At 73.4% G+C, this 23,554-nt stretch carries 17 protein-coding genes; 10 read left to right on the top strand and 7 right to left on the bottom strand.

Going from position 1 to position 23,554, the window contains the following annotated elements:
- Positions 1-20: 20 nt before the first annotated feature.
- Complete coding sequence (locus tag ACZ6YG_RS04030; RefSeq protein ID WP_148030625.1) at positions 21-1,418, bottom strand: glutamate-cysteine ligase family protein; 1,398 nt, start codon at positions 1,416-1,418, stop codon at positions 21-23.
- Between the two features lie 124 nt (positions 1,419-1,542).
- On the opposite strand from ACZ6YG_RS04030, the gene ACZ6YG_RS04025 reads away from it, so the two are divergent.
- The gene (locus ACZ6YG_RS04025) at positions 1,543-2,580 is read left to right on the top strand and encodes a zinc-dependent alcohol dehydrogenase family protein (protein WP_271278061.1); all 1,038 of its coding nucleotides are present in this window, start codon (positions 1,543-1,545) and stop codon (positions 2,578-2,580) included.
- Positions 2,581-2,670: 90 nt separating this feature from the next.
- Positions 2,671-3,264 carry a response regulator transcription factor gene (locus tag ACZ6YG_RS04020; protein WP_372452489.1) on the top strand — a complete coding sequence of 198 codons (594 nt, stop codon included), beginning with the start codon at positions 2,671-2,673 and terminating at the stop codon, positions 3,262-3,264.
- On the opposite strand, the gene ACZ6YG_RS04015 is transcribed toward ACZ6YG_RS04020, so the two are convergent.
- The 6 genes from ACZ6YG_RS04015 to ACZ6YG_RS03990 form a co-directional block, all read right to left on the bottom strand.
- Positions 3,157-5,220 (bottom strand): prolyl oligopeptidase family serine peptidase, encoded by a 2,064-nt coding sequence (locus ACZ6YG_RS04015; RefSeq protein ID WP_466017151.1) that lies wholly within the window; start codon positions 5,218-5,220, stop codon positions 3,157-3,159. The two genes, ACZ6YG_RS04020 and ACZ6YG_RS04015, sit on opposite strands and share 108 nt — an antisense overlap.
- Positions 5,221-5,237: 17 nt before the next feature.
- Positions 5,238-6,884 carry an ATP-binding cassette domain-containing protein gene (locus tag ACZ6YG_RS04010; protein ID WP_466017175.1) on the bottom strand — a complete coding sequence of 549 codons (1,647 nt, stop codon included), beginning with the start codon at positions 6,882-6,884 and terminating at the stop codon, positions 5,238-5,240.
- Positions 6,885-7,440: 556 nt separating this feature from the next.
- Entirely contained in the window at positions 7,441-9,552 is a 2,112-nt protein-coding gene (locus ACZ6YG_RS04005; RefSeq protein WP_466017150.1) for an ATP-binding cassette domain-containing protein, read from the bottom strand.
- A gap of 97 nt (positions 9,553-9,649) precedes the next feature.
- Entirely contained in the window at positions 9,650-9,781 is a 132-nt protein-coding gene (locus ACZ6YG_RS04000; protein ID WP_148030620.1) for a SapB/AmfS family lanthipeptide, read from the bottom strand.
- 4 nt (positions 9,782-9,785) lie between these two features.
- Positions 9,786-12,326: a class III lanthionine synthetase LanKC gene (lanKC, locus tag ACZ6YG_RS03995; protein WP_466017149.1), complete on the bottom strand. Its 2,541-nt coding sequence runs from the start codon at positions 12,324-12,326 to the stop codon at positions 9,786-9,788.
- Positions 12,327-12,446: 120 nt separating this feature from the next.
- Positions 12,447-13,556 carry a sensor histidine kinase gene (locus tag ACZ6YG_RS03990; RefSeq protein WP_219547635.1) on the bottom strand — a complete coding sequence of 370 codons (1,110 nt, stop codon included), beginning with the start codon at positions 13,554-13,556 and terminating at the stop codon, positions 12,447-12,449.
- 170 nt (positions 13,557-13,726) lie between these two features.
- Here ACZ6YG_RS03990 and ACZ6YG_RS03985 point away from each other — a divergent pair, with 170 nt between their 5' ends.
- From ACZ6YG_RS03985 to ACZ6YG_RS03950, 8 genes are all read left to right on the top strand, one after another.
- A complete protein-coding gene (locus ACZ6YG_RS03985; protein ID WP_148030617.1) occupies positions 13,727-14,695 on the top strand; it encodes an aldo/keto reductase in 969 nt (322 codons plus the stop codon).
- Between the two features lie 52 nt (positions 14,696-14,747).
- A complete protein-coding gene (locus ACZ6YG_RS03980; protein ID WP_148030616.1) occupies positions 14,748-15,632 on the top strand; it encodes a hypothetical protein in 885 nt (294 codons plus the stop codon).
- Positions 15,633-15,663: 31 nt separating this feature from the next.
- Positions 15,664-17,346: a DNA polymerase/3'-5' exonuclease PolX gene (gene polX / locus ACZ6YG_RS03975; protein ID WP_148030615.1), complete on the top strand. Its 1,683-nt coding sequence runs from the start codon at positions 15,664-15,666 to the stop codon at positions 17,344-17,346.
- Between the two features lie 226 nt (positions 17,347-17,572).
- Positions 17,573-18,682: a sulfite oxidase gene (locus ACZ6YG_RS03970; protein WP_466017148.1), complete on the top strand. Its 1,110-nt coding sequence runs from the start codon at positions 17,573-17,575 to the stop codon at positions 18,680-18,682.
- A gap of 144 nt (positions 18,683-18,826) precedes the next feature.
- Positions 18,827-20,386 (top strand): WS/DGAT/MGAT family O-acyltransferase, encoded by a 1,560-nt coding sequence (locus ACZ6YG_RS03965; protein ID WP_466017147.1) that lies wholly within the window; start codon positions 18,827-18,829, stop codon positions 20,384-20,386.
- A gap of 56 nt (positions 20,387-20,442) precedes the next feature.
- Positions 20,443-21,018, top strand: coding sequence for a TetR/AcrR family transcriptional regulator (locus tag ACZ6YG_RS03960; protein WP_397197462.1), 576 nt, complete (start codon positions 20,443-20,445; stop codon positions 21,016-21,018).
- Positions 21,015-22,571: an MFS transporter gene (locus tag ACZ6YG_RS03955; protein ID WP_466017146.1), complete on the top strand. Its 1,557-nt coding sequence runs from the start codon at positions 21,015-21,017 to the stop codon at positions 22,569-22,571. Before ACZ6YG_RS03960 ends, ACZ6YG_RS03955 begins: the two co-directional genes overlap by 4 nt.
- A 50-nt stretch (positions 22,572-22,621) precedes the next feature.
- Entirely contained in the window at positions 22,622-23,551 is a 930-nt protein-coding gene (locus tag ACZ6YG_RS03950; protein ID WP_466017145.1) for an aldo/keto reductase, read from the top strand.
- Positions 23,552-23,554: the final 3 nt, after the last annotated feature.

Raw genomic sequence — 23,554 nt, 5'->3', positions numbered from 1 at the left:
GTGACGAGAAGGTTGCGTCACTACGACCACAGGTGTACCGGCAGCCCCGAGAGTGCCAGCTCCCGGTAGCGGCGCACCAGCCGCGCCCGGTCGCCGCCGAACTCGGCCAGCTTCTCCCGCTGCCAGGCCGCGCCGGTGCGGCGCAGCCGGGTGCGCTGCTCGATGATGCCGAGCGCGTCGTCGGCGTCCTTCACCGACACGCCGTTGGCCAGCAGCGCGGCGCGCGCCTCGGGCAGCAGGCTCAGCACCAGGTCGGCGGCCTCGAACTCGCCGTCGCGGCCCGGCCACGACAGCTTGGCGTCCAGCCCGTGCATGGCCGCGCGGTAGAAGTTCTGGTACGCCTCCGCGAACCGGTAGCCGGTCAGGTCGCGCTCGGCCTGCGCCAGCGTCAGCCCGAGCAGGAACGCGGTGTTGGCGGTCATGTCGGCGCACGACGGACCGGCGGGCAGGGCGCGCATCTCGATGCGCAGGTGGCCGCCGTCGGCGGGGTCGTAGACGGGCCGGTTCCACTGCCAGATCGTGCCCTGGTGCAGCCGCAGCTCGGGCACGTCCGTGCGGTCGCCGTCCTCGACGAGGTTGGGCACGACCGGGTCGTAGTCGTTGACGTACCGTTCGAAGAGCTCGTACGCGCCCTCGCGCACCCAGTCGGAGCCGAAGGTCACCCGCCCGTCCTTGCGGTAGAGCCGCTCCACGTCGCGGTCGTCGGCCGCCTCCTCGAACAGCGCGATCCTGGTCTCCTCCCACAGCGTCCGGCCGAGGAACGCCGGCGAGTTCCCGCAGGCCGCCAGCACCGGGCCGATCGCCAGCTGGGCGGCGTTGAACAGCCGGGCGAACCGGTTCGGCGGCACCCGCAGGTGCACCTGCCAGGAGGTGTTGGCGCTCTCCAGGATGACGTTCTCCACGCGCAGTTCCAGGTCCTCGACCTTGACCAGGAACGGTTCCAGCCGCAGCCGCCGCAGGCCCCTGCGCAACGCCTCGTAGCGGTTCTCCTCGCTCATCGCGTCGGCGGTGAAGTCGCCCACGTCGAGCGTCGGCAGGATGCCGATGGGCAGCGCCCCGCCTCCCTCGACGGCCTCGTCAACCATGCACATCGTCTCCTGGATCTCCGCCCCGAGCCGCTCGAACGGCCGCCCGGCCAGCGGGATGGGGGTGAGGTTCACCTCGATGTTGTAGCGGCCCAGCTCCAGCACCACGCGGGGATCGCCGAGGCGGTCGCGCACCTCGCTGTTGCGCGGCAGCGGCCTGCCCTGCTCGTCGACGAGGAAGAGCTCCAGCTCCGCGCCGATCGTGACCGGCCCCTCGCCGAAGCCGGGGCGGTCGAGCAGCTCGCGCAGCACCGTGAGCTGCTCGTGGAGCCGCTCGCCGAACCGCAGGAATTCGTCCTCGGTAAACCGTGCTTTATCCAGATCCTGTCCCATGCCCCTCATCTGTCCTGGGAAGGGGGGTTGACACCCGTCACCAGGTCACAGTGCGCTGTCCTGCGGAACGGGACCGTGACGCGAGGCCTGTGCGAGCTGCGGCGGCTCACTCTAAGCTCATGAGATGCGTGCTGTTGCCTACGACGAATTCGGTGGCGAGCTCGACCTGCGCGAGCTGCCCGACCCGGCGCCCGCCCCGCACGGGGCGGTGATCCGCGTCGAGGCCACCGGCCTGTGCCGCAGCGACTGGCACGGCTGGCAGGGGCACGACCCCGACATCCGGGTGCTGCCGCACGTGCCCGGCCACGAGCTGGCCGGGGTCGTGGAGGCGGTCGGGGCCGAGGTGCGCGGCTGGCGGCCGGGGGCGCGGGTGACGGTCCCGTTCGTGTGCGCGTGCGGGTCCTGCGCGGCGTGCCAGGCCGGCGAGCAGCAGGTGTGCGAGCGGCAGACGCAGCCGGGGTTCACCCACTGGGGCTCCTTCGCCGAGCTGGTGTCGATCGACCACGCCGACGTCAACCTGGTCGCGCTGCCGGAAGAGATGTCGTACGCGACCGCGGCCTCGCTCGGCTGCCGGTTCGCCACCTCCTTCCGCGCGGTCGACCAGGTCGCCGAGGTGCGGCCGGGCGAGTGGGTCGCGGTGCACGGCTGCGGCGGCGTCGGCCTGTCCGCCATCATGATCGCCACCGCGGTGGGGGCCAGGGTGGTGGCCGTCGACATCAGCGGCGACGCCCTCCATCTGGCCGAGCTGGCGGGCGCCACCCACTTCGTCGACGGCTCCGCGGGCGACTCCGCCACCCAGGTGCGCGAGCTGACCAGGGGCGGCGCGCACGTGTCGATCGACGCGCTGGGCAGCCCGCGGACCTGCGCCGCGTCCGTCGAGAGCCTGCGCCGCCGGGGCCGCCACGTGCAGGTCGGGCTGCTGCCCGGCGCGGCGACGCCGGTGCCGATGGGCCGGGTGATCGCCCAGGAGCTGCGGCTGCTGGGCAGCCACGGGATGGCCGCGCACGCCTACCCGCGCATGCTGGAGCTGATCAGGGCGGGCGTGCTCCACCCCGACCAGCTCGTCACCCGGACGATCGGGCTGGCCGACGCCGGCAAGGCGCTCGCCTCGATCGGCTCGGTGGCGGGCGTCACCATGATCATGCCCCGCGGCCCGTTCTGAATCGCGCTTTTCCGGCCTACATGGCTGGGTATGTAGCCCCGCAGTGACCAGGACCCCACAGACCGCGAGGAACACGCGATGATCCGCACCATGCTGGCTGAGGATATGCATCTGGTCCGCGGGGCGCTCGTCGCCCTGCTCGCCTACGAGGAGGACATCGAGATCGTCGCCGAGGTCGACAGGGGCGACAAGATCCTGCCCTCCGCACTGGAGCACCGGCCTGACGTGGCCGTGCTCGACATCGCGCTGCCCGGCAAGGACGGGCTGGTCGCGGCGGGCGAGCTGCACGACGAGCTGCCGGAGTGCGGCGTGCTGATCCTCACCGGGGTCGGCACGCCCGGGCTGCTCAAGCGGGCGCTGGACGTGCACGTGAGGGGTTTCATGGCCAAGGACGCGCCGCCCGGCCACCTGGCGGACGCCATCCGCCGGGTGGCCGACGGGGAACGGGTGATCGACTCGGAGCTGGCGATCGCCGCCATGCGGCCGCCGGACGCGCCGCTGACCCGGCGGGAGCTGGACGTGATCGGCGCGGCCGCGGAGGGCGCGTCGGTGCCGGAGATCGCCGCGTCACTCTTCTTAGGGGAGGGAACCGTCCGCAACTACCTGCACCGGACCACCGCCAAGCTGGGCGCCCGCAGCCGCATCGACGCCATCCGCATCGCCCGCGAGGCCGGCTGGATCTGAGGTGTGCCGCGCGATGAACGCCAGCGCGTCGGCCGCCAGCGCGATCGAGCGGCTCGCCGCCCGGGCGCCGTGGCCGACGTCCGGCTCGTGGCGCAGCAGGATCGGCCGGTCCCCCGAAGTGGCGTGCTGCATCGCCGCGCACATCTTGCGGGCGTGCATCGGATCCACCCGGGTGTCGGCCGCCGACACCGTGAACAGCGTCGCCGGGTAGTCCACCCCCTCCCTGACCCGGTGGTAGGGAGAGTACGCGAGCAGCCACGGGAGCTGCTCCGGTTCGTCGGCGCACCCGTACTCGGCCACCCAGGACGGCCCGAGGCCGGAGTGGTGGTAGCGCACCATGTCGAGCAGGCCCGCCGAGCAGACCGCGGCCGCGAACAGGTCGGGCCGCTGGGTGATGGCGGCGCCGACGAGCAGGCCGCCGTTCGACTCTCCCCAGACGGCCAGCCGGTCCGGGGTGGTCCAGCCGTCGGCGATCAGCTTCTCCGCGGCGGCGACGAAGTCGTCGAACACGTTCTGCTTGCGCTCCAGCATGCCGTCGCGATGCCAGGCCTCGCCCTCCTCGCCGCCGCCGCGCAGGTTGGCGATGGCGAGCACGCCGCCGGCCGCCACCCAGGCGAGCGAGTCCGCGGCGTAGCCGGGCAGCAGGGGGACGCCGAACCCGCCGTAGCCGTTCAGGATCGCCGGGCGCGGCCCGCCTCCGGTGTCCGGGCGGGCGATGACGATCATGCGGATGCGGGTGCCGTCGGCGGATTCGCACTCGACGTGCCGGCTCTCCACGTCCGGCGCGGGCGCCTGGCCGGGCGGGGCCGCCCACAGCTCCGCCGTGCCGCCGCGCGCGTCGTACCGCCACACCTGGGGCGGGGTGACCGCGTCGGTGTAGCTGAACCAGGCCTCGTGCCCGCGGCCCGGCCGGGACGTGAACGCGCCGACAGAGCCGTTGCCCGGCAGCGGCACCGGCCCGGCGGGCTCTCCGGTCTCCGCGTCGTACACGTTGATCTCCGCGACGGCGTGGCGGACGGCCGAGACCAGGAGCCTGCCGCCCTCCAGGACGGTGAAGGCGCCGAGCACGGCGTCCGGGTCCTCGGGGACCAGCTCGCGCCAGCGGTCCGGCTCGGCCGGGTCGGCCACGCACAGCCTGCGCCGCGGCGCGTCCTTGTCCGTCAGCAGGTAGAGCCGGCCGTCCGGGCCGATCCCCGCGGCGGTGCGCGCCCGCACGCCCCGCTGGGCGGCGCGCAGCGACGGCTCCTCCGGGCCGCCGCGCGCCAGGTCGGCGACCCACACGTCCTGGTACGCGGACCCGCCCGCGGAGACGAGCAGCCACCGGCCGTCGGGGCTGATCGAGATCCCGTACCCCACGGCGCCCGCGCCGCACACCGGCACGTCCTCGGCGACGCCGAGCCGGTGCAGGAACACGCCCTCGTGGAAGCGCACGTAGTAGAACGCGTCGCCGCCGGGCAGCCACGCGACCGGGGAGTAGCGGCAGCCGCCGATCGGGCCGTCGAGCACCAGGCCCGTGTCGAGGTCGCGCACGTAGAGGTCCGCCCGCTCGTCGCCGCTGCGGGAGAGCTGGTACGCCAGCAGTCTGCCGTCCGGGCCCGGGTGCCAGTCGTCGAGGGTGGTCAGGCCGGCGGGGTCGAGCTCCATCGGGTCCAGCACCGGCACGCCGTCGCGGTACAGCACCGGGTGCTCCTGGCCGGCGGACTGGCTCTGGTGGAAGCAGCGCTCGCCGCGCCACACGGGCGGCGTGACCATGCCGACGGCGCCGAGCTCGGTCAGCCGCGCGTGGAACGCCTCGCGCAGGGGCGGGGCGGCGCCGCGCCACAGCTCGTCCTGCTCGGCGAGCCACGCCTTGGTCTCGGGGCTGCCGGGGTCCTCCAGCCAGCGGTACGGGTCGGCGACGCGGTGGCCGTGGAGGTCTTCCACGAGCGGCAGGCGCACGGTTTCTGGATATCTCATGGCACATCCCGGGTCTCTCAGGGGACGGTCTCCGGTTGCCAGTGACCGGCCAGGTCGGCGTAGAGCGGCGATCGGCTGATCAGCTCCTCGTGGCTGCCCACGGTCGTACGTGAGCCGTCCATGAGCAGGATGCGGCGGGCGCGCAGGGCCGAGGTGAGCCGGTGCGCGACGACCACCAGCGTGCCGCCGCGCCGCGTGAACGCATCCTCCACGCGGGCCTCGGCGGCGGGGTCGAGGTGGCAGCTCGCCTCGTCCAGGATGATCAGGCGGGCGGGCGACAGGTAGGCCCGCACCAGCGCGACGAGCTGCCGTTCCCCGGCGGACAGCGCCTTCGGCTCGACCAGCGCGCCGTACCCGCCGATCCGCTCGACGAGCCACTCCGCGCCCAGCGCGGCCACCGCCGGCCCGGGGTCCGCGCCGTCGCTCAGGTAGGTGAGGTTCTCCCGCAACGTGCCGCGGAAGACGTACGCCTCCTGCGGGATGAGCACCCGCGCGGAGTGGTCGGCCGCGTGCGCGGGGACGCCGCCGATCGTCACCTCCCCCGCGCCGGGCCGCAGCACCCCGGCCATGAGCGCGGCGAGCGTGGACTTGCCCGCCCCGCTCGGTCCCACCACGGCGAGGTGGTCGCCTTCCGGCACCCGCAGGTCCAGGCGGTCCACGACGGGCTCCGAGTGCGGCCCGTACGCGAACGTCACGTCGCGCAGCGTCACCTCCGCGCCCGCGGGCCGCGCGCGCGGGGCGGCGGGCGGCTCCGGCGGCGCCCCGGCGACGATCCGCGACAGCGTCGCCACCAGCCGCACCCCGCTCACGCCGAGCCCGTGGACCAGGCCGTTCAGCGCGGGGACCAGCGACTGGGTGAGGTACGCGAGCATGCCGACGATGACGCCCGCGCCCGCTCCCCCGGAGGCCAGCCACGGGGTCCCGGCCAGCACCAGCACGACCGGCAGCCACCCGCCGACCCCGAGCGCGGCGGTGCGGACGGCGGTCACGCGGGCGAGGGCCCGGGCGGCGGCGGCCTGCGCCTCCACCCGGGCTGCCAGCCGGTCGGCCACCCGGTCCTCGTCCCCGCACGCGACGATGTCCCGCAGGCCGCCGGCGGTGACGGCCATGGCCGCGGCCAGTTCCTCGTCGGCGATCAGGAAGGCCCGCTGCCGCCGCGCCAGCAGCGGCAGCGACATCAGGAACAGCCCGAGCCCGGCGGCGAACGGCGGCAGCACCAGCACCAGCGCCCCCGGGGCCAGGGTCAGCATGCCGAGCAGCACGCCGCCGGCGGTGAACGCGAACCCGCGCACGGTGGTGACGACGGCGGCGAAGGCGTCCCTGGCCAGCTCGACCTGCATCCCCGCCCTGGCGACCGCCGAACTGTCCTGGCCTTCCCGTACGGCGCCCTCCACCACGCGGGTCAGCAGGTCGTCGCGGAACGGCTCCGCGACGGCCGCCACCGCGAGCACCACCTGGCGCGCGGCCAGCGCCGCCACCACCCACGCGCCTCCCAGCGCCGCCAGCCAGCCGAGCCCCGTCCCCACGCTGCCGGCGGCGAACCCGTCCTCGATGGCCCGCGCCACGGCGTGCCCGATCAGGAACGCGGGCAGCGCCTCCAGCACGGACCACGCGCCGATCCTGGCAACCTGCCCCGGCCGCCGCCACACCGCCTGCCACACCATCCCCGTCACCCTGCACCTCCCCGCGTCCAGGGAGTGCCCGGGCGCCGAGCGGCGGCCATCGGCGTGGCGCAAGCGACCGAGATACGGCGGACAACGCGAGGCCGAGACTTGGGCCCCCGCGTTCCCTTCCGCGGAGTGACCGGGTGCCCGGCCGCGCGAACGGCGGTGATCGGGGTGGCGCGGGCGGCCGAGGTCCGGCGGACGACGCCCGGCCTGGATCCGGGCCTCCGCGTCCCCTTCCGAGGAGTTGCCGAATGCCGGGCCGCGCGAACGGCCGCGAACGGGGTGGCGCGGGCGACCGAGGTCCAGCGGGCAGCGCGCGGCCGGGGCTTGGGCCCCCGCGTTCCCTTCCGCAGAGTGACCGGGTGCCCGGCCGCGCGAACGGCGATGATCGGGGTGGCGCGCGCGGCCGAGGTCCGGCGGACGACGCCCGGCCTGGATCCGGGCCTCCGCGTTCCCTTCCGAGGGGTGACCGGGTGGTGGGCGGCGCGAACGGGGGTGATCTGGGAGGGCGGTCTGGTCGGAGGGCGGCCTGGGTGCTGGGTGGGGTGGAGGGTCATGGGGTGGCTCCCTGAAAGACCGCGCGGTAGTCGGGGTCGGGCCACAGGTCGTGGTGCGGGGCGACAGCGCGGAGGGCGCCGTCGTGCAGCCAGACGACCTGGTCGGCGCGGGCGGCGGTGGCGAGGCGGTGGGCGACGACGATCCGGGTGCGGCCGCGGGGGTCCGCGGTGAGCGCAAGGGAGACCTGGCGTTCGGTGACGGTGTCCAGGCTGGAGGTGGCGTCGTCGAGCACCAGCAGCCGCTCGCCGCGGGCGAAGGCACGGGCCAGGCCGAGCCGTTGCCGCTCACCGCCGGACATGGGCGCGGCGTCCAGCGGGGTGTCGTACCCGGCCGGCAGCCGGCGCACGAAGTCGTCCGCACGGGCCGCCCGTGCCGCCGCCTGTACGGGCCCGGGGCCGATGGCCTCGCCGACGGTCTCACCCACCAGGACGGGCCGTTCGAACGCGTACCCGACGGCGCGGCGCAGCCCGGCGCGCGTCAGCTCGGGCAGCGGGACCCCGTCGAGCAGTACGGTGCCGCGCGCCGGGTCGGCCAGCCGGGCGGCGAGCGCGGCGAGCAACGACTTCCCGGACCCCGAACGACCGACGACGGCGGTGACGGACCCGCCGGGGATCACCAGCCGCGGCACGGCAAGCCCGTCGACGACGACATCCCGGAACTCCACCGTCCCCCGCCCACCGCGCCCCGGAGCAATACGAGGCGAACCGGCCGCCTTCCCCCCGCACGGGCCAGACACCCCTGCCATGGACGAAGAGGAGACGACGCCACCCTCCGGAGAGAGCTCTCCCTCCGGGGATGCCCGGACCTCGGCGGAGGCAGCGACCTCCGGGGACGCCGGAGCTTCGGCGTGCGCGCAAGAGGCCGCGACCTGCGGAGAGGAGGTCCCGTCCGAGGACGCCGGAACCTCGACGGGCGCGCAGGAGCCGGCGCCCTGCGAAAAGAGGCCTTCATCCAAAGATGCCGGGACCTCGGCGGGCGCAAAGGAGGCGATGACCTCCGGGGAAGGGGTTCCGTCCCGGGATGCCGGGACCTCGGCGGGTGAGGTGGCGGTCTGCGGAGAGGGGGTCCCGTTCGACGACGCCGGAACCTCGGTGGGTGAGTTAACGGTCTGTGGAGAGGGGGGTCCGTTGGGGGACTCGGGGAGGGTTCGGGTGCCGTAGGAGGGGGTGGGGGTGGTGAGGATGTCGTTGACGCGGGATGCCGCCGATCGTGCCCGGGCGAGGCCGCCGAAGTAGCCGAGGGCCGAGCTGAGGGAGGCGCCCAGCACCGCGTACCGGGCGGCCGCGTACAGCTCGCCGACGGTGAGGTCGCCGGCCGCGAGCAGGAGGCCGCCGGCGGCGAGGACCGCCACCTCGACCAGGGGCACGACGAGACCGGCCCGCACGCCGGAGGAGGCGTTGGCCCGCCACAGGTCCATGCCGTGCGCGCGGAGCCGGGGCAGCGGCGCGAGGACGCGGCGCGCCTCGGTGGCGGCGGTGCCGGCGGCGGCGATGGTGCGGGCGCCGTCGAGCGCGTCGACCAGCCGGCCCGCGATCTCGCCCTGCGCCTCCTGGTAGCCGCCCGCGATGGCGGTGCTGGCGCGCAGGAAGGCGCGGAGCACGACCAGAATGACCACCACCCCGCCGACGAGGGCGAGCGCGAGCCGAGGGTCGATGAGGACGAGCGCGACCAGCGCCCCCACGGTGGGCACCATGAGCGACAGCGCGCCGGTCACCGCCTCGGGCGCGCGGCCGACCTCCTCGGCGTTCAGGCCGGCGCGCGTGACCAGCTCCCCTTCGGGGAACCGGCGGGTCATGAGAGGGCCGGCGCCGAGCACGTGCCGGAGCACGCGCAACCGCAGCCGGGACGCGGCGTGCGCGACGCTGGCGCCGCGCGCCCACACGCCGAGGCTCTCGCACAGCGTCGCGGCGGCGACCAGTGCCACGCACAGCCCGAGCCAGAAGACCCGGTCGGGCCCGGTGGCGAGGAGGGCGTCGACGGCGCGGCCGATCGCGTACGGCAGGGCCAGCTCGGCGGCGGCGCCGCCGATCGCGGTGCCGGCCAGGACGGCCGGCCACGGGCCGCCGCGCCGCACCGCGTCCAGCACCAGCCGGTCTTGGGCCCGCACCGGGAGCCTCCTTGGGGGTACCTTGGTACTACGGGGCTGAGTTGGGAAGGGCCCCCGTGCCGGTATCAGCGGTACGGGGACCCTAGGCCACACAGGATCAGTGGCAGATGGCGACGCTCAGGTTGCTGGGCTTGCCAGAGTGGCACGTGAGGACAGTCAGCGAGCTGCCGCCGCTGGCCACGTCGGTCGACGCCGGAGCCTCCAGACCCTGCAGGTCGAGAAGAACCATGTGATTACACCTCCTTCGGGGACTCGGTGCCGAGAGGCCGCTCGGGTGCGGCCTCGAGGAACGGCAGACGGCACGGACGTTCGCCCTGGGCCGTGCCGATGGCGAACAGCACGCCCGCCGTTCCGGTCGAGAAATCCATGGACAGCCGCAGGAGCTGGTCACCGGGGAAGGCGAGCCCTTCCCCGTACGGGAGCGCGTGCCAGCTCAGGGACTTGATGTGCGGTTCGATCACGGGGTCGCCGGCCAGTGCGGCGATGATGCCGGCGCGGCCGGTGAACATGCCGGGCTGGACGAAGAACCCGGACCGGGCCACCAGCTTGAGCTCGGCCAGGGCGGTCGCCAGCTCGTCGTCGTGGCGGTGGGCCAGGTAGCGGGCCAGGACGGCGGCGATGCCGACGGATCCCTCGTCGAGGTACGGCAGCAGCCGCCAGCCCTGGTTGACCTGGAGCGAGCCGTCCACGGCGTGGGCGCAGCGGCGCAGGTCCTGCCGGAGGGCGCGCTCGGCCAGGTCGAGCAGCGCCGTGTCGCCGGTGTGCTCGTAGGCGTGCAGGAAGAGCAGGGCGGGCCCGGACGAGCCGTACAGGAGCCCGGCGCGCGGGTGTTCGCCGCCGCTGGTCTCGGGCACGTCGCCGACGTCGCCGAGCCGGTCGGCGCAGATGCCGGCGGCGCGCAGCGCCTCGTCGGTGCGGCCCAGGCGCAGCAGGTTCAGCCCGATGCCGGACAGTCCGGAGTGCAGGGCGGACTCCAGGCGCTCCCAGTTCTCGCGCATGGCGATCTCGACCAGGTCGTGCGCGTCCTGCCGGTGCCCGAGCAGGTCGAGCACGTACGCGATGCCGTGCAGCCCGTCGTACAGTCCGAGACCGGAGCCGGGGACGGGGTGCGGCGCCCGCTTGCGCAGCCACTCCTCGTGCTCGGGGAAGCGGCCCGCGCCGGTGGCGTGCAGCGCGTAGAGGACGCCGGCGGCGCCGGTGGCCATGTTGAGCCCGCCGCCCGGCCGGAACTGGGCGACGTCTCCGGGGAAGAGCCTGTCGTCCCGCTGCGGCGTGGCCGACGCCAGGATGGCCCGGCACATCGCGTCGCGCAGTTCCGGCCAGGGGGCGGAGCCCGGCAGCGGCATCGGCGCCGGCTCACCGGCGTCGCCCGCGATGATCCCGACGGTCTCGTCCAGGTACGCGGGCGGGACCGGGAACGTCTCGGCCACGAGCCGCCCGAGCTGGACGACCTTGGGGCGGTGCAGCGGCAGCATGATCGTGCACTGGGGGGCGAACAGCCCCAGCCGCAGGCAGGCGAGCGCGTACTCGTCGACGCCGGCGCCGCGCCGGTCCTCGGGGGCCGCGAAGGCCGGGTGCCCGAGCGCGGGGCGGGTGTCGTCGGCGAGCAGGGTGGCGACCTCGTAGTCGATGAGCACCACCCGCCCGCTCTCGGTGAGCAGGATGTTGTCGGGGTGCAGGTCGCCGAAGACCACGCCGCGCTCGTGCAGCGCGGCGACGGCACGCCCGACCTGCTCCAGGGTCTCCAGCGCCCAGTCCGTGTACTCGGCGAGGTCCCGCTCGGTGCAGGTGGCGCGGGTCAGGGGGAAGCGGTGGACGAGCCGCCGCTGCAGCGCCACGCCGTCGACGAACTCCTGCACGAGGAAGTGGTGCTCGCCGAGGACGAAGTGGCCGCGGAGCGCGGGGACGGCCGCCAGCCCGTCCAGCCGTTCGAGGATGGCCCGCTCGTGCTCCAGCCGGGCCACGGCGTCGCGGCCGGCCGCGTCCAGTCCCGCGTACGGGCGCGCTTCCTTGAGCACGACCTGTTCCTGGGTGCGTAAGTCGCGGCCCAGGTAGACGCCGCCGCCGTTGGAGAAGTGGAGCACGCTCTCGATCCGGTACGGGAGCTCCGAGGTGGTGACGGCGTTGCGCGCGGCCAGGTGGGGCTGGAGGAACTCGGGCAGCGTCGTCCAGGGCGGCACCGTGAACGTCGAGCCGCGCACGTCGGGCACCAGCCGGCCGCCGCCGTCCTCGACGGCGAGCACCCGCTCGCCGGAGCCGGACAGGGTGTGCCGCTCGGCGAACCCGCCGTAGCGGACGTACAGCGGGCCCTCGCCGTAGCGCAGGTCACTCAGGATGTACGGGCCGCGCACGTCCTGCAGCAGCTCGCGCAGCTCCTTCAGGACGAGCTCCAGCTGGGCCTCGTCGCGGGGGTAGATGGTGACGAGCTTGCCGCTGGAGGCGCGGGAGGCGGCCTTGGAGTTCGTCATGACCAGCACGGCGAGGCCGCGCAGGAACTTGAACGCGATCCCGCGGGGCACGCAGTAGTCCCAGACCGTCTCGATCGCCTTCTCGGCGTCCTCGACCCGGGCGGAGACGTGGATCTTCCAGCCTTGGGCGGGCAGGGGCGGTGCGCCAGTGGGAGCAAAATAACACCATGTGTCGGTCTTCTCGTGAAACCAATTCGCGGGAAGGGTCCGGCCGAGAATGGCGAATTCGGCATCCGCGGCGTCAGTGTGCTCAAGGTTGTCGTAGAAGACGGGATCGGCCAGGCAGTACAGCTCGTGCTGGTCCATCAGGTGCGACCTCCGGTGCGTTCTCGTATGAGATTGCTCCAGAAGCCCGCTTGACGTCTAGTAGCACATTACATGACTCATATCTGTTAAAATAATTCTCTATTGTGTGTTTTTCATCAATCAACGGTTGTGCGGCAGATAAACCGTGAAGGTGAACGATCCCTCGGGCGCCGGCGTCGCCTCCAGCCAGCCGCCGAGCATGGCCATCCTCTCGGCCACGTTGAACAGCCCCTGACCGGCGCTCTCGGTCTTGCGCCGCGGGCTCGCCCCGTCGTTGCGGATGGTGAGCCGGACCAGATTGTGACGTTCCATAAGATGGATCGAGCACTCCTTGGCCTCCGTGTGACGCAGCACGTTCGTCACGCCCTCGCGCAGCGCGTGGGTGAGCGCCTCGGCCTCACCCGGGGAGAGCTCCCGGCAGGACACCTGCACCTGGCAGCGCACGCCGACGGACTCCAGCAGGGCGGAGGCCGAGCTCAGTTCGGCCTCCAGCGACAGGCCGCGGGTGCCGTGCGCCACCGCCCGCACGTCGGCGGCGAGGCCTCGTACCAGGGAGATCGTCACCTCCAGCTCGGCGCCCGCCTTCTCGTCGTCCTCCTCCACCAGCCGCTGGAGGAGCTGGAGCTTGAGCACCAGGGCGGTGAGCCGGTGCCCGAGCAGGTCGTGCAGGTCCCTGGTGAAGCGGCGGCGCTCCAGCGAGACGGCCTTGCCGATGGCCTCGGCATGGGCGTCCGACAGCCTGTCACCGCGCAGGACCAGGTGGACGATCACGTACTCCAGCAACCCGACCGCCGGCGCGGCGACGGCCCAGCCCCGGTCGGCCAGGTCCGGGAACGCGAGCAGCACCGGGCCGCACGCCAGCGCGAGCGCCACCAGCACCGGCGACCTGATCCGGCCGGTCAGCAGCAGCAGCCCGCCGGCCAGCAGCCCGCACACGGGCGTCCAGGCCGCTCCGAACAGCGGTAACGGCAGGTACGTCAGCCAGACCTGCGCCCCGAAGATCCACCACCGCCCGTCGCCGCCCAGCAGCACGCCCAGCACGAACGAGGCGTGCACCGCCAGCAGGGCGAGCAGCGTGAGCGACCCGGCCACGGCGTCGCCGGAGCCCGCCAGGCCGGAGAACACCGCCGCGGAGAGCCCCAGCGCGCCGGCCGCCAGCCCGATGCCGCCGATGACGAGCGGTGAGTACGCCGACGAGCGCAGACGGTGAACGATGTCGGCTACGTTCACCCGTCTCCCCGTTGAGTGGCCCGATCCCGCCCTGGCGGGAAAAGGCCCGCCCCCATCCCAATCGACCCGATCCGAGCGGATCTGTAAAGGGTTCTTTCCGCTTTTGGACACTCCGTTGTACAGAACCTCCCGGCGCATCGCAACGCCGCAGGCTGCCCTAAAGTTGCCCCATGGAATACACACGGCTCGGTGACACCGGCTTGAAAGTTTCTCGTATTTGCCTGGGCATGATGAGCTATGGCGATCCGGGCAAGCAGGAATGGGCGCTGACGGAGGACGCGGCGGAGCCGATCGTCCGCCGGGCGGCCGACGCGGGCGTGACGTTCTTCGACACCGCCGACATCTACTCGCGCGGCGTCAGCGAGGTCGTCACCGGCAACCTGCTGCGCAAGATCTTCCGCAGCCGCGACGACTACGTGCTGGCGACCAAGGTGTTCTTCCCGATGGGCCGGGGCGCCAACGACGGGGGCCTGTCACGCAAGCACGTGCACGCCTCGATCGACGCCTCGCTGCGCCGGCTCGGCACCGACCACGTGGACCTCTACCAGATCCACCGGTGGGACCCCGAGACGCCGATCGAGGAGACCATGGAGGCGCTGCACGAGGTGGTCAAGGCGGGCAAGGCCCGCTACATCGGGGCGTCGACCATGTGGGCGTGGCAGTTCGCCAAGGCGCAGCACGTGGCGGAGCTGCACGGCTGGACCCGGTTCGTGTCGATGCAGAACCACTACAACCTGCTCTACCGCGAGGAGGAGCGCGAGATGCTGCCGCTCTGCCTCGACCAGGGGGTGGGCGTGATCCCGTGGAGCCCGCTGGCGCGCGGCGTGCTGGCCCGCGCGGGCGCGCCCGCCGAGACGGCGAGGACGGGCTCCGACGCGCGCATCGAGGCCCTGTACGCGCCGGAGGCCGACCGCCAGGTGCTCGACCGGGTGGCGGAGCTGTCGCGCGAGCGCGGGCTGCCCGCCGCGCAGGTCGCGCTGGCCTGGCTGCTGCACCAGCCGGCGGTCGACGCGCCGATCGTGGGCGCCACCAAGGACCGCCACGTGGACGACGCGGTGGCGGCCGTGGGGGTGTCGCTGTCGGACAAGGAGCTGGCCTTCCTGGCGGAGCCGTACCGGCCGCGCGAGGTCCGTTTCTGACACGTCCGATCGGTACAAGACGCGGAGGCGGCGGACGGCGGAGCATGGACGCATGAGTCACGACCGTTCGTCCGCCGCCTCCTTCATGGCGGGGCATGCCAGGGTTCTCGACCGCCGCCGCTTCGAGCTGATGGGGGGCGGCGGCGACGTGGCCGGCGTGCTGGCCGCGCTCGACGCCTACCGCAATCCCGACGGCGGCTACGGGTGGGGCCTGGAGCCCGACCTGCGCTCGCCGGAGAGCCAGCCGGGCGCGGCGCTGCACGCGTTCGAGGTGCTGGAGGAGATCGCTCCGGCGACGTCGCCGCGGGCGGCGGAGCTGTGCGGGTGGCTGGAGTCGGTGACGCGCGACGACGGCGGGCTGCCGTTCGCGCTGCCGCTCGGCCTGCCCGCCGCGACCGCGCCCTGGTGGGCGGGCGCCGACCCGTCGGTCTCGTCGCTGCAGATCACCAGCGTGTCGGCGGCGGCGGCGCACCGCGTGGCCGCGCACGACCCGGCCGTCGCCGCCCACCCGTGGCTGCGCCGGGCCACCGACCACTGCCTGGAGGCGATCGGCGCGCTGCGGGAGCCGCCCGGCGCCTACGTGCTGGCGTTCGCGGTGCGTTTCCTGGACGCCGTGTACGAGTCGCGCCCGGAGGCCGCCGGGCTGCTGGCGCGGCTGGCGAAGCTGGTGCCCGCGGACGGGCGGGTGCCGGTGGCGGGCGGCACGGCGGACGAGGCGCTGCGGCCGCTCGACTTCGCCCCGTACCCCGGCCGCCCGGCGCGTGAGCTGTTCGCGCCCGGCGTGGTCGAGGCGGACCTGGACCGGCTGGCCGGCGAGCAGCGCGACGACGGCGGCTGGAGCGTCGAGTACGCCCGCATCTCGCCCGCCGGGGCGCTCGACTGGCGGGGCGCGATCACCGTGTGGGCGCTGGGCGTGCTGCGCCGCAACGGCCGCTGAATTGTCGGAGCGGCCCCCTAAGCTGGGGCGCATGGCACGGGCAAACGACGAGGCGGCCGCCGCTCTCCAGGAATACGCGGAGCTGTTCGCGCTCACCGGCGGCGACGCCTTCCGGGTGCGGAGCTACCAGAAGGCCGCGAAGGCGATCGCCGGCTACCCCGACGACATCGCGGCGGTCGACGTGCGCGGCGTGCCCGGCGTGGGCGAGGCGATCGCCAAGAAGATGGAGGAGTTCCTCCGGCGTGGCAGCTTCCGCCAGCTCGACGACCTGCGCGGCCGGGTGCCCGAGGGGGTCAGGCGGCTGACGCGCGTGCCGACGCTGGGCCCGAAGACCGCGATCATGCTCTACGAGGAGTTCGGCGTCGACTCGCCCGCCGCGCTCGCCGAGGCGATCAGCGGTGGCCGGCTCGACGGGGTCAAGGGTCTCGGCCCGAAGACGCTGGCCAACCTGCTCAAGGGCGTCGAGCAGCTGGAGCAGTCCGGCCTCCGGGTCCACATCGGGGTCGCCATGGCCCTGGCCGAGCAGGTGATGGCCTCGCTGTCCGCCGAGCGCGTCGCTTACGCCGGGTCGCTGCGCCGGATGCGCGACACGATCGGCGACATCGACATCCTGGCCGTCGCACCAGAGTCGATCATGGAGGAGTTCCGCGCCCAGCCCTACGTCGCCGAGGTGATCGCGGCGGGCGCGAAGAAGACGTCCGTCCGCACCACCTCCGGCATGCAGGTCGACCTGCGCGTGGTGCCCGCGGAGTCGTGGGGCGCGGCGATGCAGTACTTCACCGGGTCCAAGGAGCACAACGTCGCGGTCCGGGAGATCGCGGTCAAGAAGGGCTGGAAGCTCTCGGAGTACGGGCTGTTCGAGGGCGAGCGGGTGATCGCCTCGGAGTCGGAGGAGGAGATCTACGCGGCGCTCGGCATGCGGTTCGTGCCGCCGCCCATGCGCGAGGACGGCGGCGAGGTGAAGGCGGCGCTGGCCGGCGAGCTGCCCGTCCTGGTGGAGCTGTCCGACCTGCGCGGCGACCTGCACACCCACACCGACCTGACCGACGGCATCGCGTCGCTCGACGACATGGTGGCGGCCGGGGCCGCCCTGGGCTACTCCTACTACGCGGTCACCGACCACGCCCCCGACCTGGCGATGCAGCGGATGACCCTCGACAAGGCGCTGGAGCAGCGCGAGCGGGTGGCCGCGCTGCAGGCGCGCCACCCCGGCATGCGGCTGCTCCACGGCACCGAGCTCAACATCGCGCCCGACGGCTCGGTCGACTGGCCCGGCGAGATCCTGCGCGGCTTCGACGTGTGCGTGGCCTCGGTCCACTCCCATTTCACGATGGGCCGCGACGAGATGACCCGCCGGTTCATCGCCGCCTGCGAAAACCCGTACGTCGACATCATCGGCCACCCGACCACCCGCAAGATCGGCAAGCGCGGCATGGTCGACGCCGACTGGGACGCCGTCTTCCGCGCCGCCGCCCGCACGGGCACCGCCATGGAGATCGACTCCTACCCCGACCGCTCAGACCTGCCGGCCGACCTGGTGCGGCTGGCCAAGCACCACGGGGTCAAGTTCTCGATCGACAGCGACTCCCACGCCATCCCGCACCTCGCCCACCAGCGGTTCGGCATCGGCATCGCGCAGCGGGCGTGGCTGACGACCGACGACGTCATCAATACCTGGCCGCTCGATCGGCTGCTGAAGTTCCTGGGGCGCTGACCCGCCCGCAAGAAATCTCCGTTGATGTCACCTATGTCGGCAGTTCCCATGGGGTTGCCGATGATGGGCTTCGGTAGGAAGCAACAAACAGGACGTCCCGCCGTCGCAGAGGCCGTTCGCCTGCCGGTGATTTGGGTATGTCCCGGTCGTATCCGGCTGGAGCGATCCACTGCGGCCGGTTTTCCCCTCGTACGCCCACAGTGACATGGCCAGGAGGTGAAAGGCGTTGAGGGGGACTCTGGGCGCGGTCGTCAAGCCGCTGCCCGACCAGCTGTTCATCCGGCACGCCGCGGACGCCGACAGCGTCGGCGAAGACGGCGGTCCCTCTTCGCGTGCCCTGGCTCTGGGCAGCGGGAACGCCGAGATGCGGTGGGAGAGCATGGCGGGGCAGGGCTACCACACGCCCACCGACCGCTTCTTCGTGCGCCACCACACCTTCACCCCGCGGCTCGACGCGGCGACGTGGCGGCTGCGGGTGCACGGCCGGGGGGTGCGGCGGCAGGTCGAGTTCGGCTACGACGACCTGCTGCGCATGCCGGCCCGCACCCTCGACTCGGCCATCGAGTGCGCGGGCAACGGCCGGCGCTTCTACGCGACCCAGCAGGGCACAGCCGCCCCCGGCGCGCAGTGGGGGCTCGGCGCCATCGGGGTGGCCAGGTGGCGCGGCGTGCCGCTGAGCGAGGTGCTGCGTGAGGCGGGAGTGCGCGACGAGGCGGTCGACGTGGTGGCCTGCGGGCTGGACGCGCCGTTCGAGAGGTACGGGCGCGTCCGCCGGCCGCTGCCCGTGTGGAAAGCCATGGACGATGTGCTCGTGGCCTATGAAATGAATGGCGAGCCGCTGCCGCCGGACCATGGATTTCCGGCCCGGCTGGTCGTCCCCGGCTGGGCCGGAATCGCGTCGATCAAATGGCTCGGCGATATTGAAGTCTGTACGACCACGGTTCTCACGCCGTGGAACACGGTCTTTTACCGGGGGGTCGCGCGGCAGCCGGTGAAAAGCGCTTTCGAGCTCGCCTGGGACGCCCGGGTGCAACTGGGCGAGCCGCTGGTGCTGCGCGGCCGTTCGTGGTCGGGCCGGGGGCGGATCGTGCGCGTGGAGGTCAGCTTCGACGGCGGCTGGAGCTGGCGCGACGCCGATCATCGCGGACATCACCTGGTCGGCGCCTGGTTGCCGTGGCATGTCATGTGGGTGCCCGACCATCCGGGCCCGCACGTGCTCATGGCCAGGGCCACCGACGCATCGGGCGTCACCCAGCCGCTGGTCACCCCCTGGCATCCGGCCGGCTATCACTTCGACGCCGTCGTGCAACATCCCATTTACGTGGTGCGTGGTTAGGAAAATGTCACGCATCTCGGTTGAGCTGGGTATTCGGGCACGGCGCGCACAGCCCCCGGCAATTCATCTGAAAGACTCGCGCAGAAACGTTATGGAAATCCCTTCATGTGATGCTGACCACACCCTAGGGAAATGGGAGATCAGATGCGCCAGCTGACCGCGCTCGACGCGCAGTTCCTCAACGTCGAGACGGCGACCACCGCCGCGCACGTGGCCGGACTGGCGATCCTCGACGCCGCCGACGGCCGCCTGAACCGTCAGGCGCTCGCCGACCTCCTGCTGGAGCGCCTGCATCTGGCGCCGGCGCTCCAGCTCCGGCTGGTGGAGGTGCCGCTCGGTCTGGATCACCCGTACTGGGCCGGCGATCCGGAGTTCGACATCGACAACCACCTGTTCGAGATGACGCTCCCCGCGCCGGGCGGCGAACGGGAGCTGGCGGAGGCCGTGGCGGAGATCCACGCCCGCCGGCTGGACCGGACGCACCCGCTGTGGGAGATGCATCTGATCAACGGGCTGGCGGGCGGGAAGGCCGGCGTCTACACGAAGGTCCACCACGCGGCGATCGACGGCGTCTCCGGCGCCGAGACGCTCGCCGCCCTCCTCGACCTCGCTCCCGAGACCGGTCCGCTCCCCCACTGCGCCACCCGTACGGGCAAGACCTCCAGGCCGGCGGCCGTGTCCGGTGACGAGGGCGACGGGGTGGTGCGGGAGATGGCGTCCGCGCGGCCGAAGGCGGGCGCGGCGGGCGAGGAGGCGCCCGGGCTGCTCGCGATGCTGGCCGGGGCCGCCGCCAACGGGGTGGCGCATCCCGGGCGGGCGCTGCGGTCGGTCATGCGGGCGGCCGGCGATCTCGACGCCATCCCGCTGGCCGCGACCGTGCCGGGATCGAGGCTGATCGCCAGGGCCGCCCGGAAGGTGGCGGGCGACCCGCGCGAGCGTCCGCCCCTGCCCAGCCTGACCGCGCCGCGGACCCCGTTCAACGGGCCGATCAGCCCGCGCCGCCACCTCGCGTTCGGGTCGGTGTCCTGGAAGGACGTCAAGAACGTCGCCAGGGCCAACGGCATGAGCGGCAACGACGTGGTGATGGCGCTGTGCACGACCGCGCTGCGGGCCTGGCTGCTGGAGCGTGACGCGCTGCCGGACGAGCCGCTGATCGCCGCCGTCCCCGTGGCGGTGCGCTCGGCCGGCGCGCAGGAGCGCGTCGGCAACCAGATCTCCGCCATGATCGCCCCGCTGCCGACCACCACGGCCGACCCCGAGGAGCGGCTGCGGGTCGTCGGCCAGACGATGAGCGCGGCCAAGCGGCGCTTCGCGCTGGCGCCGACGAGCTGGCTGAGCGAGCTGTGCGCCGTGCTGCCCTCGCCGGTCACCGGCCTCGTCACGCCGGCGATCTTCCGGTTCGTCTCGGCGGCCCGCCCGCCGGTCAACCTGATCATCAGCAACGTGCCGGGGCCGCAGTTCCCGCTCTACCTGTGCGGGAGCCGGGTGCTGTCCTACTACCCGATGTCGGTGCTGAGCGACGCGACCGGCGGGGTCAACATCACCTGCTTCTCCTATGACGGGATGCTCGACTTCGGCGTGGTGGCCTGTCCCGAGCGGATGGACGACGTGTGGAGCCTGCTCGACCACCTGCGGCGGGCGCTGGACGAGCTGGTGGACAAGCCGGACGAGTACCACGGAGGCCGGGACGCCTTCCCGCACTGAGCGTCTTTGTTGTATCGTCTGAGACATAATTGTCTCAGACGATATGAAGGTGTCTCATGAGTGTGGGCCGCGAGCAGATACTCACGGCGGCGATCCGTCATCTGAACGAGGACCCGACGGCCTCCATGGCGGAGCTGGCCGAAGCCGTCGGCATCAGCCGGGCCACGCTGCACCGCCACTTCAGCAGCCGTGACGAGCTGATGGTGGCGCTGGGACACCGGGCGCTGGCGGAGTGGGAGCAGGCCCAGGAAGCCGCCGGGGTGGCCGTGGGGGCGGCCTCGACCGACCCGGAGGAGATCCGGCGCGTGCTCGACGCGTTGCTGGAGCGGCTGATCGAGGTGGCGGACGCCTACGGGTTCGGGCTGACCGACCACGCCATGGCGGTCCACCCCGACCTGCTGCGGCGGTCGGACGAGCTGGAGGAGCGGGAGGTGGCGCTGTTCGCCGCCGCCCAGCGGGCCGGCCTGCTCCGCGCCGACCTGCCGCCCCGCTGGATCAGCAACGCGGTCTTCGGCCTGCTGGTGGCGGTCCGTGAGAGCCTGCGCCGCGGCGAGGTGGCCCGCCGCGACGTCCGCCACCTGCTCACCACCACGTTCTTCCAGGGCGCGGCCGGCGACGGGGGGCGGGCATGACCGTGGCCGGGCCGGAGCCGTCGACGCGGCGGCGGTGGGCCGGGCTGGCGGTGCTGTCCGCCAGCGTGCTCATCGTGGTCATGGACATGACCATCCTGAACGTCGCGCTGCCCGCCATCTCGGAGGCGCTGCTGCCCGGCTCCGCCGAGCTGCTGTGGATCGTGGACGTGTACGCGCTCGTCCTGGCGGGGCTGCTGGTGACGGCCGGGGCGCTGGGCGACCGGTGGGGACGCAAGCGGATGCTGCTGGCCGGGTTCGCGGTGTTCGGCGCGGCGTCGGCGGCGGTGCTGCTGGCCGGCGGGTCCGCCGAGCTGATCGCGGTGCGTGCGGTGCTCGGCGCGGGCGGCGCGATGATCATGCCGTCCACACTGTCGATGATCCGCACCCTGTTCACCGACCCGCGCGAGCGGGCCACCGCGCTGGGCGTGTGGGCGGCGATGGCGGCCGTCGGCGCGGCGCTCGGGCCGATCCTGGGAGGCGCGCTGCTGGAGGTCTTCAGCTGGCAGTCGGCGTTCCTGGTGAACGTGCCGATCATGGTCGTGGCCATCGTGGCGGGGCTGTTCCTGCTGCCCGAGTCGCGCGCTCCCCGGCCGGGCGCGTGGGACGCGACGGCGACCGTGCTGTCCATCGTCGGCATGGGGTCGCTGGTGTACGGGATCAAGCGCGTGGGCGAGTACGGCCTGGGCGACCTCACCGGGACGGCCGCGGGAGCGGTGGCGGTGGTCGCCCTGGGCTGGTTCACCTTCCGGTGCCTGCGCCGGCCGGATCCGCTGCTGGAGCTGCGGCTGTTCCGCAGCCGGCCGTTCACGGCGGGCGTGGTGACGGCGCTGGCCACATCGATCGCGATCGCGGCCACGCTGCTGCTGCTGGCGCAGTGGATGCAGCTCGTGCGCGGCTACGGCCCGCTGGAGACGGGGGCCAGGCTGCTCCCCGCGGCGGTGGCGGCCGCGGTGGCCTCGCCGCTGGCGCCCCGGCTGGCGGCGCGCGTGGGCGCCCGCGCGGTGCTGGCGGGCGGGCTGGCGGTGTCCGGGCTGGGGTTCCTGGTGCTCTTCGTCGCGCCGGCGCTCCTGGGGGACGCCTCCGGGTCCTTCGCGGCGGGAGCCGTGGCGTCCGACGGGCTCGGGTACGGGACGGTGGCGGGCGCGCTGGCCCTGATCGGGGCCGGGCAGGGATCGCTGGCCGTCGCCTCGGCGGCGATCATGTCGGGGGCGCCCGTGGCGAAGGCCGGGAGCGCCGCCGCCATCGAGGAGACCAGCTACGAGATCGGGGGCGCGCTCGGCGTGGCGATACTCGGGAGCGTGGCGGCGGCGGTCTACCGCACGGGGCTGGACTACCGGGGGCCGTCGGCGGAGGTCGCGAGCGAGTCTCTCGGGGGTGCGCTGACCGTGGCGGCCGAGCTCGGGCAGGCGGGGATGCGGCTCGCCGAGCAGGCCAGGAGCGCGTTCACCGAGGCGCTGACGCTCACCTCCGGGGCGGGCGGGGTGCTCATGCTGCTGGCCGGGCTGGGAGTGTGGCTCATGCTGCCGCGAGGCCTCGACCTGTCGCGCCACTGATGCCGCCGTGCCGCGCGAGGCGCGTGGTGACCGGTGCGGATAATGGGGTGATGAGATCGATAGGCACCACAGATCTGTCCGTCCACCCCATCGCGCTCGGCACCAACGTGTTCGGCTGGACCGCCGACAAGGAGACGTCCTGGGCGGTGCTCGACGCCTACGTCGAGGCCGGCGGCAACTTCATCGACACCGCCGACAGCTACCCGTACTGGGCGACGGGCGAGTCCACCTCCGAGATGCTGATCGGCGAGTGGATGGAGCGCCGGGGCAACCGCGACCGCCTCGTCCTGGCCACCAAGGTCGGCATGCTGGAAGGGCTCAAGGGGCTGGCGACGCGGACGATCAGGACGGCGGTGGAGGCGTCGCTGCGCCGGTTGCGCACCGACCGCATCGATCTCTACTGGGCGCACGTCGACGATCGTGACACCCCGCTCGGGGAGACGCTGGAGACGTTCGGCGAGCTGATCCGCGAGGGGAAGGTCCGCCACGTCGGGGCGTCCAACTACGGGCCCGAGCGGCTGGCCGAGGCGCTGAAGGTGGCCGACGAGAACGGGCTGCCCCGGTACGTGGCGCTGCAGCAGCCGTACAACCTGGTCGAGCGCGCGTACGAGGGAGAGCTGCGCGACGTGGTGGCCAGGGAAGGGCTGTCCAGCACGCCCTACTGGGGGCTGGCCAGCGGGTTCCTGACCGGGAAGTACGCGGGCGGGGCGGCGGTCGACAGCCCGCGGGCTTCGAGGGCGGCCGTTTACCTGCGGACGGAGCACGGGCGGCGGACGCTGGAGGCGCTGGGCAAGGTGGCGGCCGAGCGCCGGGCGGAGCCCGCGACGGTGGCGCTGGCGTGGCTGGCCGCGCAGCCCACGGTGGCCGCGCCGATCACCAGCGCGCGCAGCGTGGAGCAGCTGGCGCCGCTGATGGCCGCGGCCACGCTGGAGCTGACCCCGGAGGAGCTGCGGCGCCTCGACGAGGCCTCCCGCCCCTGACCG

The organism is Nonomuraea sp. NPDC054003 (assembly GCF_055585125.1).
The sequence above is the reverse complement of the archived record's forward strand: the minus strand, read 5'-3'. Positions and strand labels throughout refer to the sequence as shown.